The following is a 21,354-nucleotide window of genomic DNA, read 5'->3' as shown; positions in this document are numbered from 1 at the left end:
GCAGTGAAGGAGACGCCCAGAATCACCTGCCGGCGGGACTATCATTGATAGATCACCCCTCCAAGATCCCCATTTGGACCCTTGACTCGCCAGTAGGGGTCAGGTCCATGATGCCCTCCCCCGGGATGCCAGCGCAATTGCTCACCAGTAGGGTTCCCGCGAGCATTGTAACGCCGGAAAACCCAACCCTGGCCCGCCCTACTGCCTTTACCTAGGGTTTCAACCCTCCATCCAGGCGTAGAACCGATAACAGCTTCAACCTGAGCTGGCGTCTTTCCTTTCAAAAGCTGCGGATTAGCCATGATGTCGTTCACAGACTCCAAGGCGGAGCCTACGGGACGCAAAGCCGTACCCGGCCCACAGGGACCCGTGTTGTGGACGAGGACCGGGGTGTTGCCGGCGAGCACATAGTACGTGTGGGTGTCGGAAATGGTGAGGTTGTACATGTACTGGGCGCCAGTGTAGTTACGGACGCTCGCGATTCGGACCTCGCCGGCAGCGCTTGAGCGCAGCCTCTCTCCTGGCACAAGCTCTGCAGCATCGACCCAGACACCACGGGAGACGGACCAGATCGGGTGCTCCCACGTGGTCTCGACATGAGCCTTCGCGCCGGTGGGCAGCAGCACGACGAGCGTCGTGAGCTGCGAGTCGCGATTCAGGTGCAGGCGAGTCACCGATTTGGCTGCAGTCACACCGGTGTGGGGGTCGGTCGCCTGCACCAGGTCGCCGACCTTGACGTCCCCGATCTCCTCCGTCGTACCATCCGCCATGAGTACCGGCGTGTCCCGACTGAAGCTGTTGCCAATCTTGCATGCCTCGACCACGTCATCGGCTACCTTCGAGGCACCGGAAAGAAGATCGGCGCCTTCGCCGACAACCTTTCCGGCCTTGCCCACCGGAATTGCTCCGGCGAGATCGAGAACCAGCCCAACGTAGTCGCCGTTGTCAAGCTTCTCCTTGGCGAGCGCAATGGAGTACGGAATCCCGATGCCAGGAATCCAGCTCATCCACTCGTAGAACTTGAGCTTCGATTCCTTGGCCCGGGCGTCCCGCATAGCGCAGTCACCCTCGACCTCACACATGAAGGCGGCCAGCGACGACTGGAGTTCAGCCGGAGTGAAGTCGGTTATGTGGCACCTGAAATGGCGCCAGCCGCGGGAGAGGCCGTACGTGTCGCAGTCACCCATGTAGTTAATCGTGAAATTGATGTAGGCTTTCCGCCGCTTCTTGACTTCCTCATCACGATCCGGTTGGCCAGCTTTCGAGCCACCGCCACCACCGCCGCCGCCACCGCCGGAACCCGAGCCTCCGTCGTTCCGCTTCACCTCGTCCGGACTTGCCCGACCAGCCCAGACGTCATCCTGGATCAGCCCGGTCGGGTCGCTGAAGGTGATCGGCGAGTTGCCGGCGTACGCGTAGCCGTGCCACTGCTGCGGTTGACTCTGGTCCATCAACGGGTCGACCGACACGAACCTGCCGAGCGTCGGGTCGTACTCCCGTGCCCCGATGTGGGTGAGCCCGGTCGAGTCGATGTCGCCACCGACGAAGCCCTTGCCGTTGGGCCAGGCCGCCTGGTCCCCGCGCGGTGCACCGTACGGGGTCTGGCGGCGGATCGTGACCGCCTGGGTCGCCGCGTTCACGCTGATCTGTTGGGTGCCCTGGTGGTCGCTGAACAGCCACTGCAGTCCACCGCCGCTCGAACGGCTGGCGATCGACTTGCCGGCGAAGGAGTAGTACCGGGTGGCGGTGTTCTGCGCGGCGCCGAGGTCTCGCCGGATTTCCATTCCGGGCAGGTAGAGGGTGGTGCCAGTGGCGTCCCGCCGGAGGATCCGCTCGCCGTCGGCGTTGTAGACGTGACTGGCCAGGGTGGCGCCGCTTTCGGTGACGCTGGTCAGTCGACCCTCGGCGTCCCAGGCCAACGTTTGGTCGGCGGCCACACCCGGCCGGGTGATGGTCTCGCCGGTGGCGTTGTAGCCGTACGAGTTGGTCACCGGCCCCTGTCCGGGGGCCTCGGTCCGGACCGACGTCACCGCGTGCGGCCGTACGGAGTTCGCGCCGCTGGTGGGCACCGTGTACGTGTTCGTGGTGTCGCCCGTCGAGCCGTGGCTGGTCTGGGTCAGCCGGTTGCCGATCCGGTCGAACGTCCAGTCGGTCCAGTAGGGGGCGGGTCCGCCCAGGTTCCCCACCGAGGGATCGGTGGCGCACTCCACGCCGGCTCGGGGTGTCCAGGCCGAGGTCAGGCGGCGCAGCCCGTCGTACCGGAAACACTGGCTCTCGGCCTGGCCGGCCCCCGGCTTGTCGACCAACTGCAGGATATTGCCGGCGGCGTCGTAGGAGTAGGTGCGGTCGGAGATGGTGCCGGGCGAGGTCTCCGGCTTGATCGTCGTCTGTCGGATCCGGCGGGTGTCCGTCTCGTAGACGTTGTTGTCCTCGACGTACGTCCCACCGGCGGTTTTCCGGGTCAGGACGGTGGGCTCGCCGTACACGGTGTACTGCTGCCCGACGACGTACGAACCGACCGTCGGCAGGTTCGTGGTCAGCGTCTGCGGCAGTCCAGTCGTGCCGTCGTAGCCGGTGCTCACCGTCTCCTGGGCGAGGCCCCCGGCTGCGGGGTAGGTGATCGAGACTTGCGTCCCGTCGGTGGGGGCGAACCCGTACGAGTAGGTCCACTCCTGTCCCAGTCCGGTCACCGTGCCCGGGATGACGTACTGGTCTCCGGTCACCTGGTAACGGGTGTTGAAATTGATCGTCCGCCAGGTGTACGCATTCGTCGAGCCGGCCGGCTCGTACCGGGTCGACTGGGTCAGTTGTCCGCGTACGGTGACGCCGGTGAAGAGCTGGTCGTACTTCCACTCGGCCCGCAGCTTGCCCGGTGAGACCTCATCGTCGTACTGGCCGGTCCGGCGGCCCATCGCGTCGTAGGTGTAGACGAGCACCTCCCCACGGGCGTCGACGCTCTTCTCCAGGTCGCCGTAGAGGGTGTAGGTGGAGAGGCTGGTGCCCTTGTCCGGGTCGCGGGACTCGATCTGTCGACCCCTGATGTCGTACTTGTAGGTCCACTCGTTGCCGGCCGGGTCGGTGATCTTCGTGAGCTGGTTCTTCCGGTTGTACGTGTACCTGACCGCGTCGTACGCGCCGGAGACACCCGCCGCAGTGGTGTGCTGGCGTACCTCGACATCGCGTCCCTTGAGGTCGAGGAATTTGGTGGTGGGGACCTCACCGGGGGCCGGGGTGCGGGCGATGCTGTCACCCCGGTACGACGTGCTGGTCCGCCACTTCTCCACCAGGTTCGTCACACCGTCCCCGGCGAGCGAGATCTCCGCGATCGGGCGGTTGGCGTCGTCGTACTCGGTGCGGGCGACCGCCGGTACCGACCATTCGGGCTCCCACCACAGCGTCCCCGAGGCCGTGCCCGGCTCGGCATGCGCCCCGTACGCGGCGGCGGTCCGCCCCCAGCGGTCGTAGATGGTGTCGGTGACGAGACGACCGCCGCCGATCCCGGAGGACTGGGTCTGCCGGGGCCGCAGCATCGCGTCGTAGATCTGGTACGTCGTCTGGTAGTTGCCGGCCGAATTCAGGGTCTCGGTCTTGACCGACGAGTAGTCGGACCGGGTCGGTGAATAGGTGTACACGTAGCGGGCGGACGGCTTCTGCGGGTTGTCCGCCTTCGACCAGCCCACCTTCCAGACCTGGGTCGTCCGTCCCAGGCCGTCAAGGGTCACCTCGGCCACTCGCGAGTTCACGTCGGTGGTCTTCCAGGCCGTCCCCCAGTACGGCGACACCTCCTCGTGGCTCGTCCAGTTGAATCCGCTCTTGATGGTCTTGCTGACCCTGGTCACCGGCCCGCCCACGGCCGGTGTGTACGCGGTCGCGGTGGTCACCGACCGTGCGTCGGTCGTGGTGACCGCCCGGCCGAAGGCGTCGTGGGTAGCCTGGCCCTCCGTCTGGAATACCGTGCCGGCCGTGGCCGTCCAGTCCCGCAGTTGTTCGGTCCGGGAGATGGAGCCGTAGGTCGGTGCGGTGTCCGCGCTGGCCGCACCGTCATAGCTGTAACGGGCATCGGCCACGACGTCGTCGGCGCTGACCGGTGCCGTCCCACAGGGCAGGGCGTTCGTGGTGACCCGCTTCAACAACCCGGTCTGGTTTCTGCCCAGGTTGCGGTTGTAGGTCTGGGTGACACACTGCTCGTCACCGACCACGTCGACGTCGCCGTCGTCCTGGGTCCAGTTCAGCGTGCCGTAGGTGTCGTCGAACGCCGACGTGGAGCGGGTGACCCGCCAGCCGGCCGCACCGTCCACGCCGAGCGCGGTCGCGGAATAGGTCAGCCTGGTGTTGGTGAAGCGGGCTGTGACCAGGTCATTGTTGATCGTGCGACTGGCGGTCGGCGGGGACTGCCAGGGTACGTTCACGGTTCTGCTGACCGGCTTGTCGAGGTCGCCGTTGTAGACGGTCTCCTCACGCACCGAGCCGGCGAACCAGTCCTCGTCGTGAACGGTCTCGTTGCCCAGCGAGGCACCGACGGTGACCTGTCTGGTGCCACCGGTGGGACTGGAGCGGTCACCGTGCATCCCGCGCAGATACTTGGTGACGGTCAGGGTCTTCCGGCCGTCGGTGTCGCCGACTCGGGTGGTGACCTCTGAATAGCCCCGGAACTGGTTCCAGGTCTTGTGTTTCGGCTTGATCAGACCGTCGTCGTCCGAGTAGTGCCAGGCCGGCTTGCCGCCGTACGCGTAGGTGGTGAACTTCGGCGGCGCCTGGTGTCCACCGGCGAGCTGCACGTCCGACTCGGACACCTGGCGTACCACGTACTTGTGCCACCACTCAGTCAGCAGCGCGCCCTCGGCACCGTTGGGGTCGGGTCCGATGACCGGATAGCAAAGCTTGGTGTTGGTGTGTGCGTCGCTCGGAACGTTGTCCTTGTGGCATTCCGGCAGGCTGTAGGTGACCTGGATCTTGGCACCCGTCTCGGCGACGATGTTGCCGATCCGCTGCCAGTTGTTCGTCGTGTTCGAGTCGGTGAGGACCCGGTTCGGCATCGCGGTCGGCTCGAACGTGATCGGCGGCAGGGTGACGGCCGTGCCGACGTGACCGGTGTGCGCGATGGAGGAGAGCCACAACCCCGCGTTGGTGCCGTCACCGGGTGACGGGAACGTGTGGGTGAGGGTCCAGGAGTCGACGTCCTGCCAGGCCGGGGTCGCCTTCGTCGTGTCCCAGACCCGGGTCGTGACCTTCGCGAGTCGCTTCGTGGTCCAGAAGGTCGGGGAGAAGTTGTCGCCGCACTCCGACCCTGTGCACTCCTGGTCCCATGGCACGTCCGGCCAGTTCGTCGCGTTGTGGGTGCCGCAGTTCGACGTGACACACCTGTCGTCCGGGGTGAACAGGACCTGGGCGATCGGGGTGGTCGACCGGTCGCTGGCGCCGCGGTCCCAGGTGCCGTAGTCGATCCGGCGGATCATCCCGCCCCGGACGTAGGAGACGTCGGACGCCGCAGTCAGGTTCTGCGCGTACTTGTTGTTTTCCCTGTCGTACCAGTACGACATCGTGTTGCCGCGCGGGTCGACGACGTAGTCGAGGTTCCATCGCCACGCCTGGGTGCAGTCCGAGTCGAGGAATTGGCTGGCGTGGCAGGGCTCGTCGTCGTGGTTGCCGAACACGGGTGCGGTCCAGGTCGAGTTGGTGCCGCTGCTCTGGCCGGGCAGGCTGTTCAACCCGAAGTAGTACTGGACTCCGTCGGTGGTGGTGACCCGCCAGTGCTCGCCGTTGTTGTCGCCGTTCGTGGCGTTCGTCAGCTTCTCGATCTTCGCGCCCTGCTCGCTGCGCGAATGCCAGCCCTTGCCGTTCTGGAACACCAGTTCCGTACCGGTGCCGTTCAGGGTCATGGTGGCGTTGTCGGAGCGCCAGCAGAGATCTCCGGTCTTCTTCTCGTTGTTGGCGCCGGAGGTCTTGTCGTCGCTGCACGACACATAGCTGCGCTCGATGTAGCCGGGCCAGTAGTCGAAGCCCTCACCGACGAACGACGGCTGGTTGTTCGTGGCGGCCGACCGCCCGTCGACGCTCGCCGACGAATAGGCCAACGAGACCGTCGGGCTGGGCCCATTCAGCCCCGGCGGGGTCCGCATCGGGTACGCCCAGGAGAACCCGCCGGTGGAGCCGCCGCCGGTCCAGGTGGCCGACGCTGACAGCGAGGTGGCCGTGAAGTCGCCCGCCGACCCCTTGGCGTCGGCCGCGAGCGCGACCACGCTACCGCCGGTCGTGGACACGTCGGCCGACACGCGACCGGTCACGGTGTCGTTGCGGGAAGGGAGTGGACTGGCCTGGCAGCCCGCAGTCTCCGGTGTGGTCAGGGCACAGGGCGGTAGCTGCCACAGCCGCAGACGGTCAGCCCAGCCGCCCCCGTACGCGTGGCGGAATCCGTTGTAGTCGACGGACAGGGTGGCCTTCGCCGGTCCGGCCGTCCATTGCGCACCGCTCACCCGCAGGACCACGCCGTCCCGCCACGATGATGCGACGGTGTCGCGACCGACGATCTCGACAGTGACGTCGGTCGGGTTTCCACTCGTGGAGCCACCGGCCCGGTTCACCCAGACCGGAAGCTGACCGACCCGTACGCCTGGTGTGCCCGACGTGTCCGCGCGGCCGGTCCCGAGCGAGGCCGCTGCCCGGCCCGCCTTGGGCCACACCGGCGCCGGGGCGGGCTTGCCCGCCGGGGCCGGCGTGGGCCAGGCGATCCCGCGTACCTCCCCGCCGTGCTTGTCCACCGGGTCGGCTTGCGACCGCAGGCGCTCCGGGGCGGCGGGCGCGCCCGCCGCCGCCGGCGATGCCACCAGCATCGACCCCACGACCACCGCGGTGACGATGGCGGCGAGCACCTGACGAGGTCGACCCGGCGGCTTGGCGCCCGAGCCTCGTTGACGCGGACCGTTCATTGGATCCTCCGGAATAAGGGGGTCGACGAGGTTGGGTGTGTGGGACCGGAGCCGGTCAACGGCTCGGCGGTTGACCAGCGCTCAGGACTGGAGCTCTGCCAAAGCCTGGGACTTGTGCAGTTCGGAGACCGCGGTGTCGGTCAGGGCGCCCTGGTAGACCAGCAGGTCGTCCAGGCCGCCCTGGAAGTAGTCGACGAGGCGGGGCTGCTCACCGGGGCCGGTGAACAACGCCGCCCCCACCGTCAGCGGCCCCGTCGCGCGGAACACCCCAGTGCAAGGCTTGGAGTTCTCCAGGACGCCGTTGACGTACAGCCGGATCTCAGCGGCCTGGGCGTCGTAGACGCCGACCAGGTGCGTCCAGGTGCCGATGTCGTCCTCGGTGAGCAGCCGGTTTCCCTCGGCATGGACGCGCACCGGCGTGACGTCGTCGTCCGCACCGCCCACGGTGAACCGCCAGCGGTGCTCGCTCGCGCCGCTGGCAAGGCGGTACTCCCGCAGGGAGAGGTAGAAGGCCGACTCCTTGGTGCCCCGCTGCCCGGCCGCGGTGAAGGTGCGGGGCTCGAACTGGTCCGGGCGTACCCAGACCGAAACGGTGAACGAGTCGTCGGTACGCAGCACCGGGGTGTCCTGCCACTGCGGCGGGCTGCCCTCGGCGGCCAGGTTGCGCTGCGACCAGCCGTGCTCCAACGTGGACAGACCGAAATATGGGTCGGCCGGGTCCTCCGCGAAGTGGCGCTTGTCGAGCATCAGGCCGCTGTCGCGGTAGCCGGCATCGACAGTCGCCCCCTGGGTCAGACTCAACCGCCGGCCCCACGTCGCCCCGTCCGGCGCCTCGCAGGTGGACGGGATGCCGACCTGGTAACAGGGCCGGGCGGCGTTCATGTCCCAGCGTCCGACCTCGATCGGGGTGAGGATGCCGGGTTCGTCGAAGCCACCGGAGTATTCGTCGGTGGCGAGTTGGCCGGTGAAGTCGTGGTCGACCAGCACCCGGTTGAACACCTGCACGTCGGCGATGTTTCCGGTCCACCAGTTCGCCGGGACACCCGCGGAAAAGCCTCGACCGACCACGAACTTACCGCTGGTGGGCCAGGGCGCCGCTCGGCCACCCGGACGCCGTTGACGTAGAGGCGCAGCTTGCCGGCGGTCCTGTCGTAGACACCGGCCAGGTGGGTCCAGCGTGCCGCCTCGGCCGCGGTGATCGGGGCCGGGGCGATCGCCACCCGGCTCGCACTGGTCTGCGCCGAGGTGTCCTTCATGACGAACGACCAGTACGGGACCTGCGGGGTGCCCTGCCGGCGTACGCCGAACTCGAACCGAGCGGCGTCGGTGGCGTCCTGGGTGAGCACCTTCATGTCGGTGGTCGGCAGGACTCCCGGCCTGACCCAGGCGGCCACGCTGAACGAGTTGGTGGTGTCGAGCACGGGAACTGCGGTGGCGGCCTGCGAGGTGGTGCCGTTGAACGCGGCGCTGCCGCCGCCGAACAGCCGGGCGTCGGCGGCCCAGCTGACGTTCGTCGGGGCCAGCGGGGTGTCACCGGCGACCGCGCCCTGCTGGTCGGCGAGCGCCTGACCCTGCGTGACGCCCGGGTAGGTCTCCAGCCCCCAGCGGGCGATCGCCGGGGCGGGACGGTCGACGACGAACTCGACGCTGCCGTACCCCTCGTTGCGGGTGGCATCGACGGCCGAGACGTACAGCGTGTTCTGGCCGTACTTCGGGGGCCGCAGGGTCACGGTGGCGCTCTTCGGGGTGCCGGTGGCGGTCACCGCCGTGGTCGGGCCGGTCCAGCCGTACTTGAACGACATGGCGTCGGTGGCGGTCGACTCGATCCGGAAGGTGACCGGTTCCCCCGGCCCGCCCGGCGATCCCTGGAGCGTGGCCGTGACCGGGGGAACTGTGGTGTCGGCGGTGAACTGGCACCACGGCGACCAGCCGCTCCACCGCGAGTACGGCGCCGGGTCGACGGCCGTCACCCGGTACGCGTACGTCTTGCCGGTGACGACAGCCACGGCGGCGGTGGTGGCCCGGCCGTTCGCGGGTGCGGACGCGGTCGGTGGCCGGGTCAGCCGGGTCGGGTATGCGTCGGTGACGGTGCCGATGCCGGCGGCAGGCACCTCGATCCACTCGTAGGTGCCGGTCAGGCTCTGGGTGGTGTCGGCGTCCGGGTAGACGGCGGAAAACTTCGGGGCCAGGGTGCCTATCGGCAGTACGCCGTCGGGTAGGCAGGCGACACCGGCGACCTGGAGTCCGTTCGGCTTGCCCGGGATGGAGTCGTAGTCGACGATCAACTTGGCGTCGTTCGGGAAGAACTTCTTCCACCGACCCTCGGCGGACTCGCCGTCACCGTCGCTGTCCCGGGCGGCGAAGCCGACAGTGATCGCGGTGCCGCCCGCGCTGGCGACGGCCTGGACCTTCGAGGTCACCACGCCGGACTGGAAGTTCATGATCATGTCGGGTTGGATGACACCGCAGCCACCCGCCTCGTTCGCATGCCCCGGCGCACCGTCCATGATTGCGTTGAGCTTCATCTTCGACCAGGTCGCCTGCATGGCGTGGTCGATCGCCGGCACGTGGTACATGTAGGCCCAGCTGTCGTCACACGACCAGGAGTGGTCCAGCTTCATCTGCACGTAGGCGCTCTCGATGTGCTTTCCCTTCATGGCGGTGAGGGGGAACTGGAAAAACGACCGGTAGAGCTGCCCCTGGCAGGGCCCCTCCGGACTCAGGCCGACCCGGGCCACGCTGACGTCCGAGTTGGAGCAGCCGTTGTTGGTGGCGTACGCCCAGCGGTTCTGCTTCACCGACCAGGCCGGGTCGATGAAGACCGGGAAGTCGCCCGCGTCTGCGTCGAGCATGGCCGGGTCCGGGGTCAGAAGCAGGTCACCGGTGGCGTCGACAGCGGTTTCCACCCGTACGGTCCGCGCGGTCGCCGCCGGTCCGTCGACCGAGGAGCGCTCAGCGGGCGCCGACGCCACACCGGCCCGGCCGGCGATCGTCGTCTGACCCGCGGAGTTCCACATCGTCGCCGGCGTGGCCGTGGCGAAAGCCGTGGCACCGACGTCGGCCCGCAACGACCCGTCCGGCAACCGGACCGCCCGCGCGTCGCCGCCCAGGTCGAATCGGATCTGGCGCAGCGCCGGGTTGGCAGCCGCCGTGGCCGTCTTCACCACCAGCACGTGGGTGAAGCCGGTCCGGGTCGCCTGGACCGCGAGGTCGACGCCGGGCAGCACCTCGGGGTACGTCGCGGTGTCGCCGGCGAGCACCGGCGCCGGCAGCGCGGCCGGCCAGCCCACCGTGAGGGTCTCCCCGTCCCTGGTCAGGGTTGCCAGCGGAGCCGTCCCGCCGCCGGAGAACGCCACCTCCGCCGCCGACGCCGCCGGCCGTACCCGTCCGTCCAAACCCCGGCCCAGGTCGAGGTCGACGTCCACCCAGGTGCCGTCCGGGCGGCGGGTCCACTGCGGAACCACCCCAGACTCGAATCTGAGCCGACCGTCCGGTTGCGCCGTGACCTGCGTGTACTCGGAGCGGGACGAGCTGACCACCACTGGTCGGGCACAGTCCTTCGCCACGCCCAGTGCCTGCGCCGGAGAGGCCGCCTCCGCCACGCAGGGGGCAGCGGCGGGTGCCGCGGCGGCCGGCCGTTCGGCCAGCACCGGCAACCCCGCCACCGGCATCAGCAGCGCGGTGGCGGCCGCGAGCCAGCGCAGCCGCCCCAATCCGCGCCACCGGTTGGGTCGGCTGCGGCTGGGCAGCCCGCCCACCTTTGCTGGGTCGGTGGCGGCGTGACCAACATCGACAGACATGGCAGCTCCAACCGACCAGGCCAGGCCTGGCCGTCGCTAGGGAGGACCGGGAAATGGTGAGGTGCGGGATGGCCGCAGGGAGCGGCCTGGCAAGTGAGCCGCCAGCGTGACCGACGGAACTGGGGCCGGCACCCGGGTCGGTGCGCGACCGCTCAGCGCGCGAGCGTCAGCGGCCGACGCGAATCGGCGGCATGCAGGGCATCCACACGTACAGGATCAGCTCGGGCACAACCCGAATCGCCGTACGCGGAGACGGACGTTCGGCCGGCGCAGTGCGCGTCAGCGGCCTGGATCGTCCAGTAGGCAGTCGTCTCGGGCGGACAGTGGCCCAAGATACATCCATTGGATACATCATTCACCCCCGTGAATTGATGTGGCCAACGGTATGGGACACAGGTACAGGGGTCAATCCCGATAGAGGTACGGAGAGTGACAAAGGTACGACAGAACGAGCAGCGGACGGACGTGACTGCGAAGCAGCTGCCCAAGCAGTCACACCGGAGTGATGCGCTGGAACCCGCGGGACAAGTGGGTGGTCTCCAAAGAGAGATCACCCATTCACCGACCATCGATGAGGCCACCTTCGAGCAGGCGCAGACGCTGCTCGCACGACACCGGTTGAGTCTGGACCTCCCGTAACGGCAACGCCGCGCCCGCAACCCATACGTCTTCCGAGGCTTGATCTACTGCGCCGCCTGCAACCGGCGGATGCAGGGCCGGTACAACCACGACGCCGCCTACTACCGCTGCCGCTTCCCCCCAGGAACACGCCCTCGCCGACGACGTCTCCCATCCCCGCAACGTCTACCTCCGCGAGGAGACCCTCACCGATCCACTCGACACCTGGCTCGCTACCGCGAAGCGCAAACGGTGCACGCTGAAACCGATCTCAGCGCGCACCGTGGGCCTATGGGTCGTGTCCGAGGGGCAACACGAACCACTGCCCCACCACCGTTGAAGCTCGGCCCAACTCTGAAGCTCACGCAAACATAGCTGCGGCGGTGGCCTCTTCGGGTCCGCCGAAGAGGCCACCCAGCAAGAAGCGAGAACGTGCCAGGCCTGCTGCCGGGTCGACACCACCACTACGTATGCCCGCGCGAGCCTTCGGGAGGTTGCTGCCGCTCTGGCGGCCCTGACCTACGAGCCTCATCCCCTCGCCTGAGCTGAAACCATCGAGGGGCAGGCCTAGTGGTTACGTCCAGAGGCTCGACTAGTTTGCGACGGGTTGTCGGTGGTGTCGGGATGGTCGGTGCCAGCACCCGTTCGCGAACCGGTAGCAGCGCGGCGAACTGATCGCGGGCAGCGGCTGAGTCGCGGCCAAGCCAGTCCATTGGGCGAGCCCCTGCCACGACGCGAGGGTGGCCGGATGGTCTGGGCCGAGGATGCGCTTCTGGACGGGCAGCAGTGCCGCGTACTGGTCACGGGCCGCCAGGATGTCGCCAGCCTCTCCGGTCCAGCGGGCCAACTGGTTGCGGGTGTCCGGATGGTCGGCGCCCAGCGCCCGTTCTCGGATCGACCGGAGGACGCTGAAGTCGTCGAGGGCTACGGCGTACAACCCGGTGGCGTTGAGGTGACGGGCGACGTTTTCGGCGATGCGAGCGGCACGGATGATGAGGTCGGTGTCGGTGGTACGGGTTGCCTGGTTCAGCACGTCGACGGCTCGACACCTGGCTGGCCTCCGCCTTCGCAGTCGGCCGCCGCCAACGCCGCCGCGCTCGAACGCAGGTGCAGAAGCCGTGACAACAGCACCTTCAGCCGTTGTCCACGAGGCTAGTGTCGCGCACGAACCCGAGGATCTAGCAGCACACCATTAGGCAAGGGCGGCGAGCAGCTCCGTCGGCTCGACCGCGAGAAGTTCTTCGGACGACCCCACTACACCCGACGCCTCAACCTCGAACTCCAACCATGATCACGAACGGCGGCTGCCGTACCAAGAGGTCATGCCGGTCCAAAAGATCCGCAGCTGTAGTACCTGGCCGACAAATTCGATCTTGAATGCCATGTCGAGGCGCCGCAATAGCCATTGAGACCCATAGTTGTCAATGAGGTCGCTCAAAATAGTGAGGTGTCCACAGTGGGCCGACTTCAGATGACGAAAACGTGACGGTGTTAGGCCGACGATCGAGCGGGTAGCAGACGCTTCAGCAAGAGTTCACCGAGTTGACGAGACGGGGGCTGCAGAAATTGAACTGCTGACGTGTCCGCCAATCGCCCGCGACGCGCAGACAGCGCACGATTTCCGCAGCTGGGCGCATCTCCCAATAGGCGGACGGTGGCCCGGGACAGCGCCGAGACTGCCGCAGTCGCGTTGCCGTCGCACGCATCTCAACCACTAGACGGGATTTCCGCCGGACGTCCGGAAGCAAAGGAGCATCATGGCATCACATCATCCTGCCCTGACCTCTGCGGTGAGTCACTCCCCGTCTGCCGGGCATGCGATGCAGCGCGGCACGCCGACCGCTCTTTTCGGCTCCAAGGCCGAGACGCTGGAACAGCTGGCCCCGCTCGTTCGCAGGGCACGCGTGCTGCCCCTCCGGTACTTTTCCGTCACGGAATGGCGGACTGTCCCGGAGAAAGTTCTCGACGACGTGCTGAGCAGGCCGTGGGGCAACGAGCCGCTGATCGTGCGGAGCAGCACCCGGCAGGAGGACGACCCGGGCACGCTGATGCCGGGCAGCTATCTGTCCGTGGCGGGTGTCGCCGGCCGGCAGGAGTTGCGCGAGGCGGTCGACGCGGTCATCGACTCGTACCAGCGTCGGATCGAGGAGCCCGTGCTCGACGATCTCGGTGAACAGCTCGTGCTGGTGCAACCGATGGTGCGTGACGCCACCATGACCGGCGTCGTCTTCACCTGTGATCCCAACACCGGCGCGCCGTACCTCGTCATCAACTACGAGGAGAACGGGGACTCGGCGGCGGTGACCAGTGGAGCGCGTGCCCGACTGCGCACTCTTTACGCCTGGAAGACCAGCGGCACCGGCCGGGGCGACGCCCGGATCCAGCAGCTCATGGAGCTCTCACGTGAGCTGGAGGAATTGCTCGAACGCAACAACCTCGACATCGAGTTCGCGTTCGACGTCACCGGTGAGCTGTACCTGCTCCAGGTCCGCCCGATGGTGGTGGAGACGCTTCTCGACAACGACGAGCACGAACAGGCGCTGAGCGCCATCGCGTCCAAGCTCCGGACGGCGGGTCAGCCGCATCCGCACCTGTGCGGTCGGCGCACGGTCTTCGGTGTGATGCCGGACTGGAACCCCGCGGAGATCGTGGGCACCCGGCCCCGGCCACTCGCCCTGTCGCTGTACCGCCGCCTCATCACCGACGGCCTCTGGGCCGATCAGCGAGCCCGGTACGGCTATCGAGACGTACGAGGCTTCCCCCTGATGGTGGACTTCTTCGGTTTGCCGTACGTCGGGGTCCGGGAGAGCTGCAACTCGCTCGTTCCCGCATCCATCGACGACGACCTCGCCGAGCGACTGGTCGACCACTACATCGACCGGCTCGTCGCGAACCCGGAGCTGCACGACAAGGTCGAGTTCGACGTGGTGTTCTCGTGCTACTCCTTCACCCTGCAGGAGCGGCTCGCCAATCAGGTCGAGCACCTGTTCAGCGTTCAGGAACGCGACGACATCGTCAGTTCGCTGCGCACCCTGACCAACCGGCTCATGGACCCCGAGCATCCGGCCCGCCGCGAGGACCTCGCGAGCATCACCTCGCTGCGCGCCAAACTGGGCGAGGTGCGCCAATCCGATCTGGACCTGCCCACTCAGATCTACTGGCTGCTCGAGGACTGTCGTCGCTTCGGCACCCTGGCGTTCGCCGGCTTCGCCCGACTGGGCTTCATCGCCACCGAGATCCTGGGCTCGCTGGTCGAGATCGACGTGCTGACCGAGGAGGACGTGGCCCGGTTGATGGCCTCCCTCGACACGGTGACCAACCGGATGCTGCGCGACCGCACCACGCTGACACGCGCCGAATTCCTGCGCCGGTACGGCTTCCTGCGTCCTGGGACCTACGACATCCGCTCCCCCCGCTACGACGAGGAGCCGGACGGATATTTCGACTGGCCGAACGCCCGGGTCAACGTGCAGGCGCCGGAGCCGTTCCGGTTGCCGCCGAAGACCATGCGCCAGATCGACGACCTGCTCCGGCAACATCGCCTGGAGCAGGACGCGTACGGCCTGCTCAACTTCTTCATTACCAGCATCGAACTGAGGGAGAACTCGAAGTTCGAGTTCACCCGCCACCTGAGTGAGGCGCTGGCGCTCTTCACCCAGCTCGGCAAGAGCGTGGGGATGGACACCGAGGAGATGTCGTACGTCGACGTGGAGTGCATCGACGGGCTGTATCGCGGTGCCGAGAACCCCGCGCGGGTGCTGCGCCGGTGCGCCGTCGAGGGACGGCAGCGCTACGAGCTCACCCGCCGGCTCGTGCTGCCGCCGCTGATCACTGACCCGGCGGACGTGAAATCGTTCCACCTGCCCGCCACTGAGCCGAACTACGTGACCCAGGAGTCCGCCACCGGGCGCGTGGAACTGGTCACGGCGCACCCGGCCGACCTGCAGGGCAAGATTCTCATGCTGCCCAGCGGCGACCCCGGCTACGACTGGATCTTTTCCGAGGGCGTGGCCGGTTTCGTCACCCGCTACGGGGGCGCCAACTCCCACATGGCGATCCGCGCGCACCAGTTCGGCATTCCAGCCGTCATCGGGGCGGGTGAGGTTCTGTACAACCGCTGGGCCGCCGCCGACTACCTGAAGATCGATTGCCTCAACCACCGGGTGGAGGTGCTGCGATGACGTGTGTCGCGGTCACACAGCGTGTGGTCGTCGACCCGGCGCACGGGGTGCGCAGCGACGCGCTCGATCAGCGGTGGTGGCCGTTCCTCCGTTCCTGCGGGCTGACCGGTCTGCCTGTTCCCAACGATGTCGACAGCGCCGTGCGGCTGGTGCGTGTCGCGTCGGTCGACGGCCTGTTGCTCACCGGCGGCAACGACTTGGCGGAGCTCGGTGGTGAGGCCCCTGACCGGGATCGCACCGAGAGCGCCCTGCTCGACGTGGCGCACGAAAGCGGCCTGCCGGTTGTGGGCGTCTGCCGGGGGATGCAGATGCTGCTGCGCCGCTTCGGCGCCTCGCTGCACCGGGTCACCGGCCACGTCACCGAGCGGCAGCCGGTCTGGATCGACGGGGGCAGCCGGGTCGTCAACAGCTACCACAACTGGGGCGCCACCGAGATCCGGTCACCGCTACGGGCATGGGCGACCGGGCCGGGTGGCGTCATCAAGGCCATCCGCCATGAGACCGAGCCGGTACTCGGCCTCATGTGGCATCCCGAGCGGCTTCCGATCGAGCTGGCCGGCGAGGACCGCCGCGTCTTGCGGGCCCACTTCGGAGCAGAGCCATGAGGGGAGTCATTCTGGCCGCCGGGCGCGGCAGCCGCCTGGGAGGTCTCACCGAGGAGCGTCCGAAGTGCCTGGTTCCGCTGGCCGGCCGGCCACTGCTCGCCTGGCAGCGGGCCGCGCTCACCGCCGGCGGCATCGCGGAGTTGGCTGTCGTCGCCGGATACCGGTCCGAGATGCTGAACGACCGGGGCCTGACGGTCATCCCCGCGCCGCGGTGGGCGCAGACCAACATGGTCCGCTCGCTGCTCGCTGCCGAGCACTGGGTGGCCACCACGCCGTGTGTCGTCTCGTACGCCGACATCGTCTACACCGCCGAGACGGTCCGGCGCCTCATCAGCGCCCCCGGCGGACTGGCCATCGCCTACGACCCCGCCTGGGCGCAGCTGTGGCACCGGCGCTTCGCCGATCCGCGGGTGGACGCCGAGACGTTCCGGCTCGCACCGGACGGCGCGCTGGAACAGATCGGTGCGCGCCCCGCGACCGTGGCGGAGGTTCAGGGCCAGTACATGGGACTGCTGCGGTTCACTCCGTCCGCCTGGACCGGCGTACGAGCCGTGTTGGACACGATGCCGCCGGCAGAGGTCGACGCGCTGGACATGACAAGTCTGCTGCAACGGCTCCTGAAGGCCGGACACCGGATCGAGACGGTGCCTTGCCAGGGCGCCTGGGGCGAGGTCGACAGCACGACGGACCTGGCGGTCTGCGAGGACCTGGTCGCGCAGGGCCGGCTCGTTTTCCACCAAGAACGGGAGACACATACATGGTCATCTGGCTGATAGGTCTCTCCGGGGCGGGCAAGACCACCATCGGCACCCGCCTCGCCGCCCGGTTGCGGGCAGAGCTGCCGAACCTCGTCTACCTCGACGGCGACCTGCTGCGCGAGGTCTGGGGCGGCGTGAGCCACGACGTCGCCGGCCGGGAGGTCAACGCCGAGCGGCTGAGCAAGCTGTGCCTGATGCTCGACCGGCAGAACATCCACGTGGTCGCAGCGGTCCTGTCCATCTTCCCGCACTGGCAGCAGTGGAACCGGCGGCATCTCTCCCACTACTTCGAGGTGTTCCTGGACGTGCCGATGGAGGTCGTCGTCGCCCGCGACACCAAAGGTCTGTACCGCTCCGCAATCGACGGCGAGACCAGCGACGTGGTCGGCGTCGACATCCCCTTCCCCGAACCTGCCGCCCCCGACCTGGTGCTGGACAGTTCGGGACGCGACGGGACACCGGACGACCTGGTCGAGCGGATCGTCGCAGCCCTGCCCGTCCCGGTGGCGCGATGAGGGCCCGGCATCTGATCGCCGTGCTCGGCGGCTACGCGGCAGTGGAGTACGGCGCCGCCCGGCTCGTGCGGCGGCTCAAGCCCGGCTTCCCCTGGCTGCTCATGCCCGGGGACGAAACCCCGGCGATACCGGCCGCGCTGGTGCAACGGCACGTCGCCCGCTCGTTCGACCCGGAGCTCGGCTGGTGCCGGCGCCCTGGAGAGCAGGGTACGGAGACCACCGACAGCGGCCGTGTCGGCTATGCCATGGACGAGCGTGCCCGCCGGCGCAATCCCGGTTTCGAGTCGGAGCCGGCAACGGTCGCCTGCTTCGGTGACTCATTCACCTTCTGCCGGCTGGTCGGGGACGACGAGACCTGGCCCCATCAGCTGTCCCGGCTGCTGGGTGTCAACGCGGTCAACTACGGCGTGGGTAACTACGGTTTGGACCAGGCTCTGCTGCGCCTGGAGCGGGAGCTGCCGGATCTCGAGGCCCAGGTGATCGTCATGGGGGTGGTCCCGGAGACCGTCGCGCGGGTGCACTCCTACTGGAAGCACTACTTCGAGTACGGCAATGTGCTGGCTTTCAAACCGCGGTTCACGCTCGGCCCGGAGGGGCTGCGGCTGCATCCGAGCGCGGTCCGGCGCCCGGAGGAGTACCTGACCTACCAGGAGCGGCTGACGGAGATCACCCGTCTGGACCCCTTCCACGCCGGCAAGTTCCGCCCCGACATCTTGCGATTCCCGTACCTGCCCAAGCTCGTGCGCCGGGCGCGCCGCCACCTTCCCGTGCTGGCCCACCTCGCCGGTGGGCTGATCCGCGGCGACGGCGGCCGTGAGCCCGCGATCCGCGCGGCGTTCCGCGTGGTCCTGCGCGACAACGCCCGCTGGACGGCACGGCTGTACGCCGACCCGGACGCGCGAGGACTGATGCGGGCCCTGGTGGAGCGTTTCGCGGCCGTGTGCCGTGCCGCGGGCAAGCACCCGGTCTTGCTCGTCATACCGCAACTGGCCGACCTGGAGAGGCGCGACGGCGGCAGCGCGCACCATGGGTTCCTTGCCGAGGTGTCGCCGACGTTGCGGGTGGTGGACCTCACCGAGCGATTCCGCCGGGATCCGGATCGAGACGGCCTGTTCGTACACGGCCGGCTCGGACCTCACTGCAGCCGGCGCGGCAATGCGCTGGTCGCCGAAGCGCTGAGCCCAGTCATCGGCGGGCTTCTGACCGAGGCCGGCGCCGGGCCGGCCCTACCGCAGACCATCCGCTGAATCATCCGACTGACCGGCGCTGGTGACGCGCCGGCCGACAGAGAGGACGACAACCATGACCGACACACAGGCGATGCGGCTCGGTGACTTCACCGGCCTGGCTGAGAACTACTCGGCCTACCGATCCGGGTATTCTCCCGCCGTCCGCGCGGCGATCCTCGGCCTTCTCGGCCGTGACCCGGGGGAACTGGACGCCGTGGACGTCGGCGCGGGTACCGGCATCTGGAGCAGGATGCTCGCCGAGGCCGCATTCCGCTCGGTCATCGCGGTGGAGCCCAACGACGACATGCGCGGGGTGGGCCAGCGAGACTCGGAGGGCACCGGCATCACCTGGCGGGTCGGCAGCGGCGAGGCGACCGGCCTGGACAGCGGGTCAGCGGACCTGGTGACGATGGCCTCCTCCTTCCACTGGGTCGACTTCGACAAGGGCACCGAGGAGTTCCGCCGGGTGCTGCGCCCGGGCGGATGGTTCGTGGCGCTGTGGAACACCCGGAAGCTGGACGCCAACCCGCTGCTCGCCGACATCGAGGAGGAGCTGACGCGCCTGGAGCCGGGGATGCGCAAGACCGCCTTCGGCAAGGGCAGCTTCACCGAGACGCTGACCGAGCGCCTGGCCGGGCATCCCGGCTTCGACGACATCCTCTACCTCGAAGGCCGGCATGTCGATGTGCAGCCGGTGGAGCAGCACCTCGGGGCGTGGCGAGCCGTCAACGACGTGCGCGCACAGCTCGGTGAGGAGAAGTTCGCCGCGTTCCTGCGCTACGCCGAGCAGCGGCTGGCCGACCGCGACACGGTCGACGTCACCTACCTGACGAAGGCCTGGGCCGTCCGCCGCCGGGACTGAGCCTCCGTGCGAGGGGAGGAGGATCTCATGGACGTTACCGTTCGCGGGGACGAGCGGATTCCCCGTCTCGGCCTGGGTACCGGCGAACTACGCGGTGACGCCTGCTTCGCCACCGTCTCGGCGGCCCTGTCCCTGGGTTACCGCCATCTGGACACGGCGGCGTTCTACGGCAACGAGGGCGAGGTGGGCCGCGCCGTGCGGGCCAGTGGCGTCCCTCGCGACGAGCTGTTCATCACCACCAAGGTGTGGTGGACGGATGCGGCGGCCGACCGGGTGTACGCCTCCGCCGACGCCAGCCTACGGCGGCTGGACACCGAATACGTCGACCTCCTCCTGCTGCACTGGCCCGCGCCGCACGTGCCGCTGGCCGAGACGATGACCGCCCTGCGCCGGGTGCGGGAGGCCGGCAAGGCCCGTCAGGTGGGCGTCAGCAACTTCCCCTCCGGGCTGCTGCTGGAGGCTGCCCGGCACGCCCCGGTCTTCTGCGATCAGGTCGAGTACCACCCGTTGCTCGCCCAGGAGGAACTACTCGACAGGGCGAACGAGCTGGACCTTTGCCTGACGGCGTACTCGCCGCTCGCGCAGGGCGCCGTTGCTCGTGCGCCGCTGATGCGGTCGCTGGCCGATCGGTACGGCCGCAGCCCGGCGCAGATCGCCCTCCGCTGGCTGGTACAGCAGCCGCGTGTCGCAGCGATTCCCCGTTCGACCGCAGTACCCCATCTGGTCGCGAACCTCAAGGTATTCGACTTCGTGCTCGCTGACGACGACATGAAGGCGATCGGTGAGTTGGCCCAGCGGCGCTCAGTGCGGTTGAGCGATCCCGAGTTCGCCCCCGACTGGACCCGATGATGCCTCAGCCGGGGTCGTCCGCCCGGCTGAGCCGGTGCGTACGACGTCCGTCCGCAAAGATCCATCACCAAGAGAAAGGAACACCTTCATGGCACACCGGCCGGATTCGACCCTGGCCCGCGCACGGCTCAGCGAGCTGTACGCAGACAACCTCAAGCAGCTCGGTCCACGGGACATCGTCGTGGCCAGCTGCGGTGGGGCTGGCCAGTCGCTGATCGGCAACATCCTCTTCGAAGCGGGACTCAACTACGTCGACGCCTACACCGAGCGGTTGCAGGCGGACGGCACGGCCGTCGGCGTGCGAACGCATGCGGCCTACCGGGACCGGCTCGCCTCGCTGCACGACAAGGACAGCGAGGCCGGAGGTCCTGGGGCGATCCGCCCGTGGCCGCGTTTCGTCAAGTCGCACCACCCCCCGGAGATCTTCGACGGGCTCCCGGTGGGCGGAGTCTGGATCATCGTGCGGGATCCGCGCGACGCCCTCTACTCGCTGCACCAGTGGCGCCGCTCCTTCGGCGAGGAGGAGTGGGACAAGGTGCCCGACGAGTTCGAGGACTGGCTGCGCGGTCCCGGTGACTTCTCGTCCAACCCGGTCGAGGACTGGTCGGCCTTCTACCAGGCCTGGGAAGAACAGGCCCAGGGGTACGAGCATGCCACGGTACTGCGTTTCGAGGACCTCAAGCAGCGCCCGGTGGAGGTACTCGAGCCGGCGCTGCGCGAGCTTGCGGTGGACGTCACCGCGGACACCCTCCGCGCCGCCGCGGAGGCCAGCAGTTTCGAGCGGATGCGGGCGCACGAGGACGCCGTGGTGGCGCAGGACGCCGCAGGGGAGCGGCAACCGCGGATGATCCGCAAGGGCGCGGTGTCGGGCTGGACATCCTGGATGACACCGGGCCTGGCCGGGTACTTCTCCGATCCCGAGCTCGGTGCGGTGGCCCGGCAGTACGGATACGACCTGCCGGCGCCCGCTGGACAGGCGCAATCAGCCGGATAGCCGAGCCGGGGACGAGG

General features: G+C 68.3%; 13 protein-coding genes. 9 read left to right on the top strand and 4 right to left on the bottom strand.

The window, feature by feature from the left end:
• Nucleotides 1-41: 41 nt before the first annotated feature.
• The 3 genes from ACX27O_RS26745 to ACX27O_RS26735 form a co-directional block, all read right to left on the bottom strand.
• Nucleotides 42-6,926 (bottom strand): RHS repeat-associated core domain-containing protein, encoded by a 6,885-nt coding sequence (locus ACX27O_RS26745; protein WP_458940263.1) that lies wholly within the window; start codon nt 6,924-6,926, stop codon nt 42-44.
• A gap of 81 nt (nt 6,927-7,007) precedes the next feature.
• Entirely contained in the window at nt 7,008-7,673 is a 666-nt protein-coding gene (locus ACX27O_RS26740; RefSeq protein ID WP_458940324.1) for a LamG domain-containing protein, read from the bottom strand.
• A gap of 131 nt (nt 7,674-7,804) precedes the next feature.
• Nucleotides 7,805-10,726: a LamG-like jellyroll fold domain-containing protein gene (locus ACX27O_RS26735; RefSeq protein WP_458940262.1), complete on the bottom strand. Its 2,922-nt coding sequence runs from the start codon at nt 10,724-10,726 to the stop codon at nt 7,805-7,807.
• A gap of 678 nt (nt 10,727-11,404) precedes the next feature.
• Between ACX27O_RS26735 and ACX27O_RS26730 the strand changes: the two genes are divergently transcribed.
• Complete coding sequence (locus tag ACX27O_RS26730) at nt 11,405-11,719, top strand: hypothetical protein (RefSeq protein WP_458940261.1); 315 nt, start codon at nt 11,405-11,407, stop codon at nt 11,717-11,719.
• Between the two features lie 217 nt (nt 11,720-11,936).
• Here ACX27O_RS26730 and ACX27O_RS26725 read toward each other — a convergent pair whose 3' ends face one another.
• Entirely contained in the window at nt 11,937-12,377 is a 441-nt protein-coding gene (locus ACX27O_RS26725; RefSeq protein WP_210858146.1) for a tetratricopeptide repeat protein, read from the bottom strand.
• Between the two features lie 724 nt (nt 12,378-13,101).
• On the opposite strand from ACX27O_RS26725, the gene ACX27O_RS26720 reads away from it, so the two are divergent.
• The 8 genes from ACX27O_RS26720 (at nt 13,102) to ACX27O_RS26685 (ending at nt 21,337) form a co-directional block, all read left to right on the top strand.
• Nucleotides 13,102-15,525, top strand: a complete 2,424-nt coding sequence (locus tag ACX27O_RS26720; RefSeq protein ID WP_209444483.1) for a PEP/pyruvate-binding domain-containing protein — start codon at nt 13,102-13,104, stop codon at nt 15,523-15,525.
• Nucleotides 15,522-16,130 (top strand): gamma-glutamyl-gamma-aminobutyrate hydrolase family protein, encoded by a 609-nt coding sequence (locus tag ACX27O_RS26715; protein ID WP_210858145.1) that lies wholly within the window; start codon nt 15,522-15,524, stop codon nt 16,128-16,130. The genes ACX27O_RS26720 and ACX27O_RS26715 overlap by 4 nt, the downstream gene beginning before the upstream one ends.
• Nucleotides 16,127-16,903: a phosphocholine cytidylyltransferase family protein gene (locus ACX27O_RS26710; RefSeq protein ID WP_210858144.1), complete on the top strand. Its 777-nt coding sequence runs from the start codon at nt 16,127-16,129 to the stop codon at nt 16,901-16,903. Before ACX27O_RS26715 ends, ACX27O_RS26710 begins: the two co-directional genes overlap by 4 nt.
• Complete coding sequence (locus ACX27O_RS26705; RefSeq protein WP_030328582.1) at nt 16,888-17,403, top strand: adenylyl-sulfate kinase; 516 nt, start codon at nt 16,888-16,890, stop codon at nt 17,401-17,403. The genes ACX27O_RS26710 and ACX27O_RS26705 overlap by 16 nt, the downstream gene beginning before the upstream one ends.
• A 20-nt stretch (nt 17,404-17,423) precedes the next feature.
• Nucleotides 17,424-18,650, top strand: coding sequence for an SGNH/GDSL hydrolase family protein (locus ACX27O_RS26700; protein WP_156057293.1), 1,227 nt, complete (start codon nt 17,424-17,426; stop codon nt 18,648-18,650).
• Between the two features lie 55 nt (nt 18,651-18,705).
• Entirely contained in the window at nt 18,706-19,494 is a 789-nt protein-coding gene (locus ACX27O_RS26695) for a class I SAM-dependent methyltransferase (RefSeq protein ID WP_210858143.1), read from the top strand.
• Nucleotides 19,495-19,521: 27 nt separating this feature from the next.
• Nucleotides 19,522-20,343 carry an aldo/keto reductase gene (locus ACX27O_RS26690; RefSeq protein ID WP_210858142.1) on the top strand — a complete coding sequence of 274 codons (822 nt, stop codon included), beginning with the start codon at nt 19,522-19,524 and terminating at the stop codon, nt 20,341-20,343.
• Nucleotides 20,344-20,431: 88 nt separating this feature from the next.
• Entirely contained in the window at nt 20,432-21,337 is a 906-nt protein-coding gene (locus tag ACX27O_RS26685) for a sulfotransferase domain-containing protein (RefSeq protein ID WP_030328590.1), read from the top strand.
• The last annotated feature ends 17 nt before the right edge of the window (nt 21,338-21,354 follow it).

It is taken from the genome of Micromonospora sp. SD19, from assembly GCF_054462275.1.
Note: the sequence above shows the minus strand (reverse complement) of the source record. Positions and strands in the feature narration are given on the sequence as shown.